Genomic DNA, 15,661 nt, shown 5'->3' on the forward strand with positions numbered 1-15,661 from the left:
CCTCCCCAACCGACGCAAGGTTTGCGGTGGCCGAGACGCCGCCGCGATTCCTCTTCTCCCCAGCGGGGAGAAGGTGCCGGCAGGCGGATGAGGGGGCGACACGCGCCTTCATTCAACCTGCCGTAATCAGAACGGAGAACGGGATATGGCAACCATCGCAGCAGAAACGGAAGAGGGCAGCCACGGCGCCCGCCGCAGGCGTTCTTTCCGTCTCTCCCCCTCTGCCATCTCCTATCTCCAGGCGACGCCGCTGATCGCCATTCTCGGTTTCTTCTTCCTGCTGCCGATCGCGATGATCGCGGTCGTCAGCTTCTGGGATTATGATTTCGCCGGCCTCTATCCCGATTTCCTCACGATGAACTACACCGATACGCTCGGTTCGTGGGTGACGTGGAAGACCTATCTCAACACGCTGAAATTCACCGCCATCGTCTGGGCGCTGACGCTCGTCATCGGTTTCTGGGTCGCTTATTTCCTGGCCTTCCACATCCGCAAGACCTCGACGCAGATGATCCTCTTCCTCGTCTGCACCGTGCCGTTCATGACCTCGAACATCATCCGTATGATCTCGTGGATCCCCGTGCTCGGGCGCAACGGCCTCGTCAATTCGACGCTGATCGAAATGGGCGTTATCCCGCAGCCGATCGAATGGCTGCTCTATTCCGATTTCGCCGTCGTGCTCGCCATGGTGCACCTCTACACGCTGTTCATGGTGACGCCGATCTTCAATACGCTGATGCGCATCGACCGCTCGCTGTTCGAGGCGGCGCGCGATGCCGGCGCCTCCGGCTGGCAGGTGCTGTGGAATGTCGTCATTCCGCTCGCCAAGCCCGGCATGGCGATCGGCACGATCTTCGTCGTCACGCTCGTCATGGCCGATTTCTCGACCGTGCAGGTGATGTCCGGCGGCCAGAGCGCCTCGGTGGCGCTGATGATGAAGAACCAGATGTCGCTGCTGCAATATCCGGCCGCCGCCGCCAATGCTGTCGTGCTGCTTGCCGTCGTTTTGCTGATGGTCGCGGCGATCCTGCGGGTCGTCGATATCCGCAAGGAGCTTTGAGATGAACCACGAGAAACGCGGCCTCGAATTCTATCTGCTGGCGATCTTCTTCGCCGTCTTCGTGCTGTTCCTCTACGGCCCGCTCTCGGCGATCCTGATCCTCTCCTTCCAGGGACCGGACGGCGGTCTGACGTTCCCGATGAACGGCGTTTCCACGGACTGGTTCTTCAACCTGTTCGAAAAGCAGGCGGTCGGCGATTTCGGCGCCTCCTTCCGACGCTCCTTCTCGCTAGGGCTGATGGTCATGGCGGTGACGGTCGTCGTGTCGTTGCTCGCCGGCCTTGCCTTCCGCCGCCGTTTCCGCGGTTCGACCGTGCTGTTTTACGCCACTGTCGCCAGCCTCGTCGTGCCGTCGATCATCGTCTCGCTCGGCATTGGCGTCGTCTTCCAGGAGGGAGGGCTGAAGCCCGCCTGGTATTCCTCGGCCTTCGGCGCGCATCTGACCTGGACACTACCCTTCGGCGTGCTGATCATGTTCGCCGTCTTCAATCGCTTCTCGCCGGCCTATGAGGAGGCGGCGCGCGATCTCGGCGCCACTTCCTGGCAGACCTTCCGCCATGTCGTCCTGCCGATGATCGCGCCGAGCCTGATCGGCGTCGGCCTGTTCGGCTTCACGCTGTCCTATGACGAGTTCGCCCGGACGTTGATGACGTCGGGCACTTACAATACGCTGCCGCTCGAAATCTACGGCATGACGACCAATGTCACGACGCCGGTGCTCTATGCGCTCGGCACGGTGACGACGCTGTTTTCCTTCACCATCATTCTCATCGCGCTCGGCATCATGACCATGCTCAGCCGGCGGCAGGCAAAGATCCACTGACATGCGCATCCTCATCGTCAATCCGAACACCACCGCCTCCATGACCGAGAAGGCGGCGACCGCCGCCCGCGCGGTCGCCGCATCCGGCACGGAAATCATCGCCGCCACCGCGCGCATGGGGCCGGTTTCCATCGAGGGCCATTATGACGGGGCGCTGGCGATCCCCGGCCTGCTTGTCGAACTGAAGGAGGCGGCCGGCTACGACGCGGCTGTCGTCGCCTGCTTCGACGATACCGGGCTCGACGCGGCACGGAGCTTCGCCGATGTGCCGATCCTCGGGCTCTGCGAATCCGCAGTCGCAATGGCCGGTTTCCTGGCGCAGCGTTTTACCGTCGTGACGACGCTCGAACGGTCACGGGTGCTGATCGACAATCTGGTGCGCCGTTACGGCATGGGCGAGCGCGCCAAGGTGCGGGCTTCCGACATTCCGGTGCTGGAGTTGGAGAACGCCGCCTCGGGCGCGATCGGCAAGCTCAGGGCCGAGATCGAGCGGGCGCTCGCCGAAGACGGCGCCGAGGCGATCGTGCTCGGCTGCGCCGGCATGACGGATCTCGCAAGGGAATTGCAGGAAATCTACGGCGTGCCCGTCGTCGACGGTGTCTCGGCCGCCGTCAAGCAGGCCGAGGCGCTGGTCTCGCTTGGGCTTTCCACCAGCAAGCGCGGCTCCTACGCCTCGCCGCTGCCGAAACCTTTCATGGGGGCGATGAGCGCCTTCTCGCCGATCCGCTCGGACGGTTGATCATGCCGGTTTCCTTCGACTTCAATGAACTCAGCGCGCGCGAGCGTTACAAGCTGATGATCGGCACGATCATTCCGCGGCCGATCGCGCTGGTGACGACCGTCGATGAGCACGGCCGGATCAATGCCGCGCCCTTCAGCTTCTTCAATTGCCTGTCGGCCGATCCGCCGATCCTGGCGATCGGGGTCGAGAACAATGCCGACATGTCGTTCAAGGACACCGGCCACAATATCCGCATGACCGAGGTCTTCACGGTCAATATCGTCTCCTTCGCCATTGCCGAGGCGATGCATGTCTGCGGTGCTAGGTATCCGCGCGGCGTCAATGAACTGAAAGAAGCAGGCTTGACGGCGATGCCGGGCGTGAAGGTGGCATCATCCTATATCGCCGAGGCGCCGGCCGCCTTCGAGTGCCGGCGGCATGTGACGCTGGAGCTCGGCCGCTCGCGGCAGATCGTCATGGGTGAGATCGTCTACGCACATTACCGCGACGGCATCGTCGATCCGGAACGGCTGCATGTTGATCCGGCCGCGATCGACGCCATTGCGCGCCTCGGCGGCGATACTTGCGCGACAACACGCGACCGTTTCGAGATGCTGACGCCGAAGCTCTGACGCCGGGGCTGGTTCAAGTTTTGCTTTACTTTTCCGCCTCCGGCGAGAATGGTCTGCAGCGGATCATTGCGGCAGAGGAGCGCCTTATCATGACACTCGACGACGATCTCAACCGGATCGCGGAGCAGGAAAAAGCGCTGAGCTTCGACGCCTTCGACCTGACGACGGCATGGCAGCTCGGCAAACTGCTGCAGGAACTCGCCACCGAGCGCGGCCTCGGTGTAGCGATCGACGTGACCCTGCATTCGATGCCGGCCTTCTATGCGGCGCTGCCTGGCGTGACGCCCGACAACGTCAACTGGGTGCGCCGCAAGCGCAATATGGTGCTGCGCTATTTCCGCAGCAGCTATGCCTCCGGCTTGAAGTTGAGAAAGGACGGCAAGACAGTCGAGGACAACGGCCTTTCCGGCGACGACTTCGCGCCGCATGGCGGCAGCTTCCCGATCAACGTCAAGGGCACCGGCTGCATCGGCGCCGTCACCGTCTCCGGCCTGCCGCAGCGCGACGACCATAATCTCGTCGTCGAGGCCCTGGCGCTGATGCTGGCGAAGGATCTGGATACGCTGCGGCTCGCCCCGCTCTGAGCGGGGCGTTGGCTGCGCCGGCGGTTGCCGGCAGTGGACCTCAGAGCCTGCCGCCGGCCTCGGCGATGCCTTTCGTCAGGCTGCCGGTTGCCGGGAAGAGCGGGATGAGGCAGGCCTGCAGGGCGTGGTAGATGTCGCCCTTGCCGGGAAAGAGCGAATGCGAGGGAACGAGATCTTCGGTCAGTTCCTCGTGCCAGCCGCCGTTCTTGTGGTCGATGAAGGCGCGTTCGATCACATTCCAGATCTTGCGATAGCATTCCTCGTGGTAGTCGCTCGGCAGGTGCTCGTTGAGGAAGTGGGCGGCGGCGGCGCCCTCGCAGGCCGGCCACCAGAGCTTATTGCGCTTGGCGGGCGTGTCGTTCCAATCGAGCGTATAGAAGAAGCCGCCCTTGTCGCTGTCCCAGCCAAGTGCCATCGACTGCTCGAAGAGCGCCTTGGCCGCATCCGGCATCCATTCGATGCGTTTGCCGCCGAGCACCCAGAGCTGTAGGATGAGGCGGGCCCATTCCAGCCAGTGGCCGGGCGTCGTGCCGGCCGGGCGGAACATTTCGTTCGGATGATAATATTGCTTGTCGAGCTTCCACTCGGCGTCGAAATGTTCGGCGACGCGCCAGTCGACCGAGCCGGCCGCCCGGCGGATGACGAGATCGGCGATGCTTTCGGCCTTGGCGAGGTACTGCTTGTCGCCGGTCGCTTCGAAGGCGGCCATCAGCGCTTCGGTCAGGTGCATGTTGGAGTTCTGGCCGCGATAGGCGCCGCCGTCGAGCGGCTGCCAGTCGGCGGTGAATTCCTCGGCGATCGCGCCGTGGCGCGGTTCCCAGAACTTGGTGTTGAGGATTTGGGTAATGTCGGCGAGCATGCCGTCGGCGAGCGGATGGCCGATCGTCTTGGCGGAGGAGGCGGCGAGCAGCACGAAGGCGTGGCCGTAGCCTTGCTTGTTGCTGTCGACCGGACCATTATTGTCGAGCGACCAGAAATAGCCGCCATTCTCTAGGTCGCGGTGATGGTTCCAGAGATAGTCCATGCCATGGTCGACGAGGTCGGCAGCACCCGGACGGCCGAGCAGCGCGCCGATGGTAAAACAATGCACGGCGCGCGCGGCGATATGGATGCTGCGGATCTGACCCTCGGCATCGAGCGGCTTGCCGGTGTCGTCGAGGTCGTAGAAGCCGCCCTTGGGATTGACCGAATTGTGCTGGAAGAAATCGAAGAGGCCGTTTGCCCGGTCGAGCAGCCAGGCGCGGTGATAGGCGCGGCTCGTCCAGTTTCCAAGCGCGGCGCTGCCGGTTACGGGTGCCATGATACTCCTCCGATCTGGTGGGCAATGCGTATCAATTGCCTATATAGAGGCCGTTCAAGCCTGTCATCTGGCGAGGCTTGCAAAGCACGAAATCGACAGGCATATATTGACATAAAGATATCTTTATGTGATTTGGACTGTCTGGTCTTACGACGTCAAGGAGCCTCCCGTGTTTGACAACCTCTTTGGTCCGGAAACGGGCAAGCGTGACGGCAATGAAGTTTTCGCAGCGCTGCGCAAAGCCGCGAGCGAACGCATCCTCGTCCTCGACGGCGCCATGGGCACGCAGATCCAGGGGCTCGGCTATGACGAAGACCAGTTCCGCGGCACCCGATTCATCGGCTGCGCCTGCCATCAGAAAGGCAATAACGACCTTCTGATCCTGACCCAGCCGGATGCGATCGAAGAGATCCATTACCGCTACGCCAAGGCCGGCGCCGATATTCTCGAGACCAACACCTTCTCCTCGACCCGCATCGCGCAAGCCGATTACGAGATGGAAAATGCGGTCTACGACCTCAACAAGGAGGGCGCCGAGATCGTCCGCCGCGCGGCACTGCGCGCCGAGCGCGAGGACGGCCGCCGCCGCTTCGTCGCCGGCGCCATCGGCCCGACCAACCGCACCGCCTCGATCTCGCCAGACGTCAACAATCCCGGATTCCGCGCCGTCACCTTCGACGATCTGCGTTCCGCCTATGGCGAGCAGATCGACGGTCTGATCGACGGCGGCGCCGACATCATCCTGATCGAGACGATCTTCGACACGCTGAACGCCAAGGCGGCGATCTTCGCCTGCGAGGAGCGCTTCGAGGCCAAGGGCGTGCGCCTGCCGGTGATGATCTCCGGCACGATCACCGACCTTTCCGGCCGCACGCTGTCCGGCCAGACGCCGACCGCCTTCTGGAACTCGGTGCGCCACGCCAATCCCTTCACGATCGGGCTGAACTGCGCGCTCGGCGCCAATGCGATGCGCCCGCATCTGCAGGAGCTTTCCGGCGTCGCCGACACCTTCATCTGCGCCTATCCGAACGCCGGCCTGCCGAACGAGTTCGGCCAGTATGACGAAACGCCGGAGCTGATGGCGGCGCAGATCGATAGCTTCGCCCGCGAGGGCCTCGTCAATATCGTCGGCGGCTGCTGCGGCTCGACGCCTGAGCATATCAGAGCGATTGCCGAGACTGTCGCCAAGTATAAACCGCGGCCGATTCCCGAGCATCGTCCCTTCATGTCGCTGTCGGGCCTCGAACCCTTCGAGCTCACCAAGGACATTCCCTTCGTCAATGTCGGCGAGCGCACCAACGTCACCGGCTCGGCGAAGTTCCGCAAGCTGATCACCAATGCCGATTACACGGCAGCGCTCGATGTCGCCCGCGATCAGGTCGAAAACGGCGCGCAGGTGATCGACATCAACATGGACGAGGGCCTGATCGATTCGGAAAAGGCGATGGTCGAATTCTTGAACCTGATCGCCGCCGAGCCCGATATCGCCCGCGTGCCCGTGATGATCGACAGCTCGAAATTCTCGATCATCGAAGCCGGCCTGAAGCGCGTGCAGGGCAAGGCGATCGTCAACTCGATCTCGCTGAAGGAAGGCGAGGAGAATTTCCTCGCCCAGGCGCGGCTGCTGCACAATTACGGCGCTGCCGTCGTCGTCATGGCCTTCGACGAGACCGGGCAGGCGGATAATTACGACCGCAAGGTGGAAATCTGCACGCGCGCCTATAAGCTTTTGACCGAAAAGATCGGTTTCCCGCCCGAGGACATCATCTTCGACCCGAACATCTTTGCGGTGGCGACCGGCATCGAAGAGCACAATAATTACGGCGTCGACTTCATCGAGGCGACGCGGACGATCCGTCAGCGCATGCCGCTCGTCCATATCTCCGGCGGCGTGTCGAACCTATCCTTCTCGTTCCGCGGCAACGAGCCGGTACGCGAGGCGATGCACGCCGTGTTTCTCTACCACGCCATCCAGGCGGGCATGGACATGGGCATCGTCAATGCCGGCCAGCTGGCGGTTTACGACAATATCGACCCCGAACTCCGCGAGGCCTGCGAGGACGTGGTGCTGAACCGCCGGCCCGACGGCACCGAGCGGCTGCTTGAAGTGGCCGAGCGGTTCCGTGGCGCCGGTGCAAGGGAAGGCCGCGTTCAGGACCTCTCCTGGCGCGAATGGAGCGTCGAGAAGCGCCTCGAACACGCGCTGGTCAACGGCATCACCGAATTTATCGAAGCCGATACCGAGGAGGCCCGCCAGCAGGCCGCCCGGCCGCTGCATGTTATCGAAGGCCCCCTGATGGCCGGCATGAACGTCGTCGGCGATCTCTTCGGCTCGGGCAAGATGTTCCTGCCGCAGGTGGTCAAGTCGGCACGCGTGATGAAGCAGGCGGTCGCCGTGCTGCTGCCCTATATGGAAGAGGAGAAGCGCCTCAACGGCGGCGAAGAGCGGCAGTCGGCCGGCAAGATCCTGATGGCGACGGTCAAGGGCGACGTGCACGATATCGGCAAGAACATCGTCGGCGTCGTGCTCGCCTGCAATAATTACGAGATCGTCGACCTCGGCGTCATGGTGCCGGCGACGAAGATCCTGGAAACGGCGATCGCCGAGAAGGTCGATGTCATCGGCCTTTCCGGCCTGATCACGCCGTCGCTCGATGAGATGGTGCATGTCGCGGCGGAAATGGAACGGCAGGGCTTTGAAATCCCGCTGCTGATCGGCGGAGCGACGACCAGCCGCGTGCATACGGCGGTGAAGATTCATCCAGGCTACAACAAAGGCCAGGCAATCTACGTCACCGATGCGAGCCGCGCTGTCGGCGTCGTCTCGGCGCTGCTGTCGCCGGAGACGCGCCAGGGGTATGTCGACGATACAAGAGCCGAATATGCCAAGGTGGCGGCCGCCCATGCGCGCAGCGAAGCCGAGAAGGTGCGGCTGCCATTGCCGCGGGCGCGTGAGAATTCCCATAAGATCGACTGGTCGGCCTACCAGCCGACGAAGCCGCAGTTCTTCGGCACCCGGGTGTTTGAGGATTACGATCTGGCGGAGCTTGCGCGGTATATCGACTGGACGCCGTTCTTCCAGACCTGGGAGCTGCGCGGCCGCTTCCCCGCCATTCTGGAAGACGAGAAACAGGGCGAAGCGGCGCGTGCGCTGTGGGCCGATGCGCAGGCGATGCTGAAGAAGATCATCGACGAGAAGTGGTTCCGTCCGCGCGCCGTCATAGGCTTCTGGCCGGCCGGTGCCGTCGGCGACGATATCCGCCTGTTTACCGACGAGAACCGCAGCCAGGAGCTTGCCACCTTCTACACCTTGCGCCAGCAGCTTTCGAAGCGGGACGGGCGGGCGAATGTGGCGCTCTCCGATTTCGTCGCCCCGGTCGCAAGCGGCGTGCAGGATTATGTCGGCGGCTTCGTGGTGACATCAGGCATCGAGGAGATCGCCATCGCCGAACGGTTCGAACGGGCGAACGACGACTATTCCTCGATCCTCGTCAAGGCGCTGGCCGACCGTTTCGCCGAAGCCTTTGCCGAGCGCATGCATGAGCAGGTGCGTCGCGAATATTGGGGTTATGCGAGGGATGAGCACCTCAGCAACGAGGACCTCATCGGCGAAGCCTATGCCGGCATCCGTCCGGCGCCAGGCTATCCCGCTCAGCCCGATCACACCGAGAAAAAGACGCTCTTCAAGCTGCTCGATGCGGAACATGCCGCAGGCGTGAAGCTGACGGAGAGCTATGCGATGTGGCCCGGTTCGTCCGTATCCGGCCTCTATATCGGCCACCCCGACTCCTATTATTTCGGGGTCGCCAAGGTGGAGCGCGATCAGGTGGAAGACTATGCCAAACGCAAGGGCATGGAAGTTTCCGAAGTCGAGCGTTGGCTCGGACCGGTGCTCAATTATGTGCCGCGCAAGACGGACGAGGAGATCGAGGACGCCGCGGAGTTTCCGTCGTTCTTAATGCAATGAATCAAGAGACATTGAAGCCGGAAAGTGATTCACTTTCCGGCTTCATATTTTTGATATTGCGCGATTATATGCGCCGGCCTACGCCGCTCCGATCGTCAGTTCCGCGACGAAATCATAAGCGTCACCGCGATAAAGCGAGCGGGTGAATTCGACGGCGCGGCCGGAGCCGAGATAGGAGATGCGCTCGATCGACAGGCCGGCGGCGCCGATGGGGACGCCGAGAAGCTGGGCGTCGGCTTCTTTCATGTTGGTTGCTGAAATGCGCTGCACTGCGCGCACCGGACGGACGTTGAGGCGTTCGAGTTCGGCGTAGAGCGAATTGGTGACGACCGACGGATCGGGCAGGAATTCGCCGGAGACGCTGGCATTCTCGATCGCCAGCGGCTGGTCGTCGGCAATGCGCAGGCGCGAAAGGCGCGAAACCTTCACGTCGGTGCCGAGGCCGAGGATCATCATCTCATCCGGCGAGGGGGTATGGACGCCCTTGTGCAGCCATTCGGAGCGGGAGGACATGCCGCGGCGCGCCATGTCCTCGGTGAAGGAGGTGAGCTGTGACAGGCGTTGCTCGACTTTGGAGACCGGCTTGGCAACGAAGGTGCCCGAGCCATGGCGGCGCACCAGCAGGCCGTCGGCAACGAGCTCGTCGATCGCCTTGCGCACGGTGACGCGGCTGACGGCAGCAAATTCGGCGATGTCGCGCTCTGGCGGCAGCGCATCGCCGTGGCCGAGCGTGCCGGTGCGCACGGCTTCTTCGAGCGTGCGGCGCAGCTTCACATAGAGGGGGCCTGTGCCGGCCGCCTGCAGGCGCTGCAGGGACAGGAGGGTGGCGAGGTCGTCGGTCATGCCGCACCTCTCTGCCGATCATTCAGGAGCTTCACCGCAAGTTCCACCGCGCCCTGCAACGCGTCGTTCTTCGGCTTGGCGAGAAGCGGCTTGTAGCGTTCCGAAAGCCAAGGCTCATAGGCTTCCGCAAGGCCGCCGAGCAGGCAGATGGACGGGCATTCCGGCCAGAGCAGTGCATCGAGGCTTTCGCCGATCGCCGTTGCGGCATCCCTGACGATGTCGACCGCAACGGCATCGCCCTCGGCCGCATGTCTGAAGACCATAGGCGCGTAACGGGCGAAATCCGTCGGTCGTGCCGTATGGGCGAAATTGACGATCCGCTCCGGATCGTCCCCATATTCGGCCATGACCGCTTCTGTGACCGGCGATGCCGGGCGCACTCTGTCATGGGCGAGCAGCGACCGCTCCATGAGGTCGCGGCCCAGGCGGGCGCCGCTTGCCTGGTCGCCGACGATGAAGCCCCAGCCGCCGATGCCATTCATCCGGCCGCCCCTACGCGCATTGTAAACCGAGCCAGTGCCGAAGGCGCCAACGATGCCGTCGGCATCGCCGAGCGCTCCTTGCAGGGAGATCAAGGCATCGGTGACGACACGGCCTTCGGCAAAGGGCAGAGCTTTTTCGATTCGTTGGCCGTAGTCCGTGACATTGGCGCCCGCGACGCCGACGACCGATACAACGGAGGTAACGACTTCGGCGTCGAGACCCGCGTCGCCGAGCGCTTGCTGGGCGGATTCGACGATGTTGAGAAGAGAGTTTTCCAGGTCGGACAGGATGTTGGCAGGACCTGCCTTGCCGCGGCCGAGAATGTTGCCGTCTTTATCCGCGACCGCTGCCCGGCAGCTCGTTCCGCCGCCGTCTATGCCGATTGCAAGCTCCGTCATCGGCCCTCCGATACGCCGTTCCCCTTGGTTTTTCCTACAATACCAAAAAAATACCATTTACCAAGTGGGGATGGTCGCAAAAGTCGATCTTTTTATCTATTTGATTTTGTTCGGTAAAATTTTAAAATGAATTTTCGGAAGCTAAAAAGTTAAAATTCGGCTGGACAATTGGTATTTTTTTGGACTTAATTCGGTAAAGGGAACAGCAGTTCGAAGCCCGCGAAAACCGGCAGTAAAGTTAAGCCGGGCCGCTTCGAGGATGATCAGAGAATGGCCCGTCGGCTTGCTAAGCCGATGGCGAATTCAGGGGTCTATCGGCTTTCCCACTTCATTCGCCGCGCCCGGCCATCATGCCAGGGCGCAGTCCGACCGCAGGCAATCCCGCTTTCGGTCCGTCGAGCTTTCGGGGCCGCCAGTCGCTGGCGGCCCTCCAAGGGGCATTGGGTGTTTCCTCAGACGCGCCAATTGCTTGTTTCAGATCAAAACGGCGCCTTCGGGTGCTAAAAACAGGAGAGGGAAATGAAAAACACTGCTCTGAAAAGTCTGCTGCTTGCCTCAAGCCTGCTGAGCTCAGCAGGTCTCGTCCAGGCCGCCGACGTCACGCTGACGATCGAAAGCTGGCGTAACGACGACTTGCAGATCTGGCAGGAGAAGATCATCCCGGCGTTCGAAGCCAAAAATCCCGGCATCAAGGTCGTCTTCTCGCCGACCGCGCCGACCGAATACAATGCTTCACTGAACGCCAAGCTCGATGCCGGCTCCGCGGGCGACATTATCACCTGCCGCCCGTTCACCTCGCTCGAACTCTACAACAAGAAGCAGCTCGTCGACATCACCAGCCTGCCGGGCATGGAGAATTTCTCGCCGGTCGCCAAGGCCGCCTGGACGACCGACGACGGCAAGTCGACCTTCTGCGTGCCGATGGCTTCAGTCATTCACGGTTTCATCTACAACAAGGATGCCTTCGACAAACTCGGCATCTCCGTGCCGAAGACGCAGGACGAGTTCTACGCAGCGCTCGACAAGATCAAGGCGGATGGCACCTATATTCCGCTCGCCATGGGCACGAAGGATCTCTGGGAAGCCGCGACCATGGGCTACCAGAACATCGGCCCGAACTACTGGAAGGGTGAAGAGGGCCGCGAAGCGCTCATCGCAGGCAAGCAGAAGCTGACCGATCCCGAATGGGTCAAGCCCTTCGAAGAGCTTGCCAAGTGGAAACCCTATCTCGGCGACGGTTTCGAAGCCCAGACCTATGCGGACAGCCAGAATCTCTTCACGCTCGGCCGCGCCGCGATCTATCCGGCCGGTTCGTGGGAAATCGCGCTCTTCAACACGCAGGCGCAGTTCAAGATGGGCGCCTTCCCGCCGCCGGTTCCGAAGGCCGGCGATCAAGGCTACATCTCCGACCATCCGGATATCGGTGTCGCTCTGAATGCGAAGAGCACGCACCCCGAGGAAGTCAAGAAGTTCCTTAGCTGGGTCGCTTCGCCTGAATTCGCCGATACCTATGCCAATGCGCTGCCGGGCTTCTTCAGCCTGAACTCCACTCCGGTGAAGATGTCCGATCCGCTCGCTCAGGAGTTCGTCTCCTGGCGCGGCCCGTACAAGTCGACCGTGCGTTCGACCTACCAGATCCTGTCGCGCGGCACGCCGAACCTCGAAAACGAGACCTGGGTCGAATCGGCCAATGTGATCAACGGCACGGATACGCCGCAGGTTGCTGCCGAGAAGCTGCAGAAGGGCCTCGACAGCTGGTACAAGCCGGCAAAGTGATGTGGTGAGGGGCGGCGTTTGCAGCCCCTTATCTGGCCTGCCGGCCACCTTCTCCCCGCTTGCGGGGAGAAGGAGACTCGCAGCGACCTCCCACCCCGATAGAGCATCTCAGCAGGGCGTTCCCTCTCTTCCCAGGCGGCAGAGAGATGGGGTGAGGCGCAACGTTTTCCATCTGCGCCCGCAAGATTGCGGCCAGTGACAAGAACAGGCAAAAGCCATGAGCGAAACCGACAACGCGGCCGATATCGTCCCGATCAAGCGCCCGGTGCGCTGGCACATCTTCGTCTTCATGCTGCCTGCGGTGATCGTCTATTCCGCCGTCATGGTGCTGCCGCTCATCGAAACGCTGAGGCTTTCGCTCTACAATACGGTCGACGGGCAGCCTGCCTTCGTCGGCCTGGCGAATTTCAAGGTGCTGTTCGGCGATCCGCGCTGGGCGCATGATTTCTGGAACGCGCTCGTCAACAACCTGATCTTCTTCGTCATCCACATGTGCGTGCAGAATCCGATCGGCATTGCGCTTGCTGCCCTGCTTTCAGTGCCGAAGCTGCGTGGTGTCGCCTTCTACCGCACGGCGATATTCCTGCCGACGCTGCTCTCCTTCGTCATTGTCGGCTTCATCTGGAAGCTGATCCTGTCGCCGATCTGGGGTGTCGCACCCTGGATGCTCGATCTCATCGGCCTGAAATTCCTGTTCGCGCCGTGGCTCGGCAAGCCGGGCTCGGCGCTAATTGCCGTGTCGCTGATCTCCAACTGGCAATATATCGGAATTCCGATGATGCTGATCTATGCCGCGCTGCTCAGCATTCCCGAAGAGGTGATCGAGGCGGCCGAATGTGATGGCATCACCGGCTGGGCGCAGTTCTGGAAGATCAAGCTGCCGCTCATCCTGCCGGCGATCGGCATCATCTCGATCCTGACCTTCGTCGGCAATTTCAACGCCTTCGACCTGATCTACACCGTGCAGGGGGCGCTTGCCGGGCCTGACATGTCGACCGACATTCTCGGCACGCTGCTCTACCGCACCTTCTTCGGTTTCCAGCTTCAGCTCGGCGACCGCTCGATGGGCGCGACGATCGCGACCGTGATGTTCCTCATCATCCTCGCCGGCGTCTCGCTTTATCTCTTCGTCATCCAGCGGCGCATGCGTCGCTACCAGTTCTGAGGAGCGCGCATGTCCAAGGCACGCACATCTCCCATCCGCACCGGCCTCGTGCATCTGGCGCTCGGCGCCTATACGCTGGTCGCGCTGTTTCCGGTGTTCCTGACCATCGTCAACTCGTTCAAGGATCGCGCCTCGATCTTCCGCGAGCCGCTGATGATCCCGACGCCGTCGACCTTCAGCCTCGTCGGCTACCAGACGGTGCTGGGGCAGGGCGATTTCGCCACCTATTTCCAGAACAGCTTCATCGTGACGATCGTCTCGATCCTGCTGGTGTTGCTCTTCGGCGCCATGGCAGCCTTCGCGCTGTCGGAATACCGCTTCCGCGGCAATGCGCTGCTTGGGCTCTATATGGCGATCGGCATCATGATTCCGATCCGCCTCGGCACGGTGGCGATCCTGCAGGGCATGGTAGCGGCCGGTCTGGTCAATACGCTGACGGCGCTGATCCTCGTCTATACCGCACAGGGCATTCCGCTCGCCATCTTCATTCTGTCGGAATTCATGCGCACGGTTTCTGACGATCTGAAGAATGCCGGGCGCATCGATGGGCTCTCCGAATATGCGATCTTCTTCCGCCTGGTGCTGCCGCTGGTGCGCCCGGCCATGGCGACGGTCGCCGTCTTCACCATGATCCCGATCTGGAACGACCTCTGGTTCCCGCTGATCCTGGCGCCTGCGGAAAGCACCAAGACCGTGACACTCGGCTCGCAGATCTTCATCGGCCAATTCGTCACCAATTGGAATGCGGTGCTGGCCGCCCTGTCGCTCGCAATCCTACCGATCCTGATCCTTTACGTCATTTTCTCGCGCCAGCTGATCCGTGGCATCACGTCGGGAGCTGTCAAATGAACCAAGAGAAGCCAATCCGTGTCCTCGTAGCCGGCCTCGGCAATATGGGCCGCAGCCATGCGCTTGCCTACCATAATAATCCTGGTTTCGAGATTGTCGGTCTCGTCAACCGCTCAACGCCCGCGCTGGAGCCCGAACTGCAGGGCTATACTGTTCATCCCGACTTCATGACGGCGCTTACCGAGCTGAAACCGGACCTCTGCTCGATCAACACCTATTCCGACAGCCATGCCGATTATGCCGTCGCCGCGTTCGAGGCAGGCTGTCATGCCTTCGTGGAAAAGCCGCTGGCGACCACCGTCGCCGACGCCGAGCGTGTCGTGGCGGCGGCGAAGAGGGCGGGGCGCAAGCTTGTGATCGGCTATATCCTTCGCCATCACCCATCCTGGACGAAGCTGATCGAGGAAGCGCGCAAGCTTGGCCCGCCTTACGTCTTCCGCATGAACCTTAACCAGCAGTCCAGCGGCCCGACCTGGGCGACGCACAAGTCGCTGATGCAGACGACCTCGCCGATCGTCGATTGCGGCGTGCATTATATCGACGTCATGTGCCAGATCACCGATGCCAGGGCGGTCGAGGTGCGCGGCATGGGGCTGCGCCTCTCCGATGAGATCGCTGCGGAGATGTACAATTACGGTCAGCTGCAGGTGCTCTTCGAGGACGGTTCGGTCGGCTGGTACGAGGCCGGCTGGGGGCCGATGATTTCTGAAACCGCCTTCTTCGTGAAGGACGTAATGTCGCCGAAGGGGGCGGTGTCGATCGTCATGGATCCGAATGCCAAGTCCGACGACATCGACACGCACACCAAGACCTCCGTGATCCGTCTGCATACGGCCGAAACCGGCCCGGACGGCAAGTTCATCCGGCCAGACCAGGATATGAGGATGACGGGCGAGCCCGGTCATCAGGCGCTTTGCGACCTGGAACAGGCTTTCATGCTGAGGGCGATCCGCGAGGATCTGAACCTCGACCGCCATATGGCGGATGCGGTGGCGTCGCTGCGCATCTGCCTTGCCGCCGACGAGAGCGTGCGCACCGGCCAGCCGGTCAGATTGTAAGG

The 15,661-nt window shown here is 62.1% G+C and carries 13 protein-coding genes; 10 read left to right on the plus strand and 3 right to left on the minus strand.

Annotated features, from left to right (window positions below; translation table 11 throughout):
• The first annotated feature begins 145 nt into the window (after window positions 1–145).
• The 5 genes from A7X77_RS30500 (at window position 146) to A7X77_RS30520 (ending at window position 3,820) form a co-directional block, all read left to right on the plus strand.
• Window positions 146–1,060 carry an ABC transporter permease gene (locus A7X77_RS30500; RefSeq protein WP_064684258.1) on the plus strand — a complete coding sequence of 305 codons (915 nt, stop codon included), beginning with the start codon at window positions 146–148 and terminating at the stop codon, window positions 1,058–1,060.
• Between the two features lies 1 nt (window position 1,061).
• Complete coding sequence (locus A7X77_RS30505) at window positions 1,062–1,883, plus strand: ABC transporter permease (protein ID WP_064684257.1); 822 nt, start codon at window positions 1,062–1,064, stop codon at window positions 1,881–1,883.
• A 1-nt stretch (window position 1,884) separates the two neighbouring features.
• Window positions 1,885–2,622: an aspartate/glutamate racemase family protein gene (locus A7X77_RS30510; RefSeq protein WP_064684256.1), complete on the plus strand. Its 738-nt coding sequence runs from the start codon at window positions 1,885–1,887 to the stop codon at window positions 2,620–2,622.
• A gap of 2 nt (window positions 2,623–2,624) precedes the next feature.
• Complete coding sequence (locus tag A7X77_RS30515; protein ID WP_064684255.1) at window positions 2,625–3,236, plus strand: flavin reductase family protein; 612 nt, start codon at window positions 2,625–2,627, stop codon at window positions 3,234–3,236.
• Window positions 3,237–3,325: 89 nt separating this feature from the next.
• Window positions 3,326–3,820, plus strand: coding sequence for a heme-degrading domain-containing protein (locus A7X77_RS30520; protein ID WP_064684467.1), 495 nt, complete (start codon window positions 3,326–3,328; stop codon window positions 3,818–3,820).
• A 40-nt stretch (window positions 3,821–3,860) separates the two neighbouring features.
• Here A7X77_RS30520 and A7X77_RS30525 read toward each other — a convergent pair whose 3' ends face one another.
• A complete protein-coding gene (locus A7X77_RS30525) occupies window positions 3,861–5,120 on the minus strand; it encodes an AGE family epimerase/isomerase (RefSeq protein ID WP_064684254.1) in 1,260 nt (419 codons plus the stop codon).
• Between the two features lie 169 nt (window positions 5,121–5,289).
• Between A7X77_RS30525 and metH the strand changes: the two genes are divergently transcribed.
• Window positions 5,290–9,087 (plus strand): methionine synthase, encoded by a 3,798-nt coding sequence (metH, locus tag A7X77_RS30530; RefSeq protein WP_064684253.1) that lies wholly within the window; start codon window positions 5,290–5,292, stop codon window positions 9,085–9,087.
• Window positions 9,088–9,165: 78 nt separating this feature from the next.
• On the opposite strand, the gene A7X77_RS30535 is transcribed toward metH, so the two are convergent.
• Both A7X77_RS30535 and A7X77_RS30540 read right to left on the minus strand, forming a co-directional pair.
• Window positions 9,166–9,930 (minus strand): GntR family transcriptional regulator, encoded by a 765-nt coding sequence (locus A7X77_RS30535; protein WP_064684252.1) that lies wholly within the window; start codon window positions 9,928–9,930, stop codon window positions 9,166–9,168.
• On the minus strand, window positions 9,927–10,811 hold the full coding sequence (locus A7X77_RS30540; RefSeq protein ID WP_064684251.1) for an N-acetylglucosamine kinase: 885 nt from the start codon (window positions 10,809–10,811) through the stop codon (window positions 9,927–9,929). Before A7X77_RS30540 ends, A7X77_RS30535 begins: the two co-directional genes overlap by 4 nt.
• A gap of 519 nt (window positions 10,812–11,330) precedes the next feature.
• Between A7X77_RS30540 and A7X77_RS30545 the strand changes: the two genes are divergently transcribed.
• The 4 genes from A7X77_RS30545 to A7X77_RS30560 all read left to right on the plus strand — a co-directional run bounded on the left by A7X77_RS30545 (window position 11,331) and on the right by A7X77_RS30560 (window position 15,659).
• Entirely contained in the window at window positions 11,331–12,587 is a 1,257-nt protein-coding gene (locus A7X77_RS30545; protein ID WP_064684250.1) for an ABC transporter substrate-binding protein, read from the plus strand.
• Window positions 12,588–12,804: 217 nt separating this feature from the next.
• Window positions 12,805–13,752 carry a carbohydrate ABC transporter permease gene (locus A7X77_RS30550; protein WP_064684249.1) on the plus strand — a complete coding sequence of 316 codons (948 nt, stop codon included), beginning with the start codon at window positions 12,805–12,807 and terminating at the stop codon, window positions 13,750–13,752.
• A 9-nt stretch (window positions 13,753–13,761) separates the two neighbouring features.
• Window positions 13,762–14,601 carry a carbohydrate ABC transporter permease gene (locus tag A7X77_RS30555; RefSeq protein WP_064684248.1) on the plus strand — a complete coding sequence of 280 codons (840 nt, stop codon included), beginning with the start codon at window positions 13,762–13,764 and terminating at the stop codon, window positions 14,599–14,601.
• On the plus strand, window positions 14,598–15,659 hold the full coding sequence (locus A7X77_RS30560) for a Gfo/Idh/MocA family protein (RefSeq protein WP_064684247.1): 1,062 nt from the start codon (window positions 14,598–14,600) through the stop codon (window positions 15,657–15,659). Before A7X77_RS30555 ends, A7X77_RS30560 begins: the two co-directional genes overlap by 4 nt.
• Window positions 15,660–15,661 lie beyond the last annotated feature (2 nt).

The sequence above is a fragment of the Rhizobium bangladeshense genome (assembly GCF_001662075.1).
GTDB classification, from domain to species: domain Bacteria; phylum Pseudomonadota; class Alphaproteobacteria; order Rhizobiales; family Rhizobiaceae; genus Rhizobium; species Rhizobium bangladeshense_B.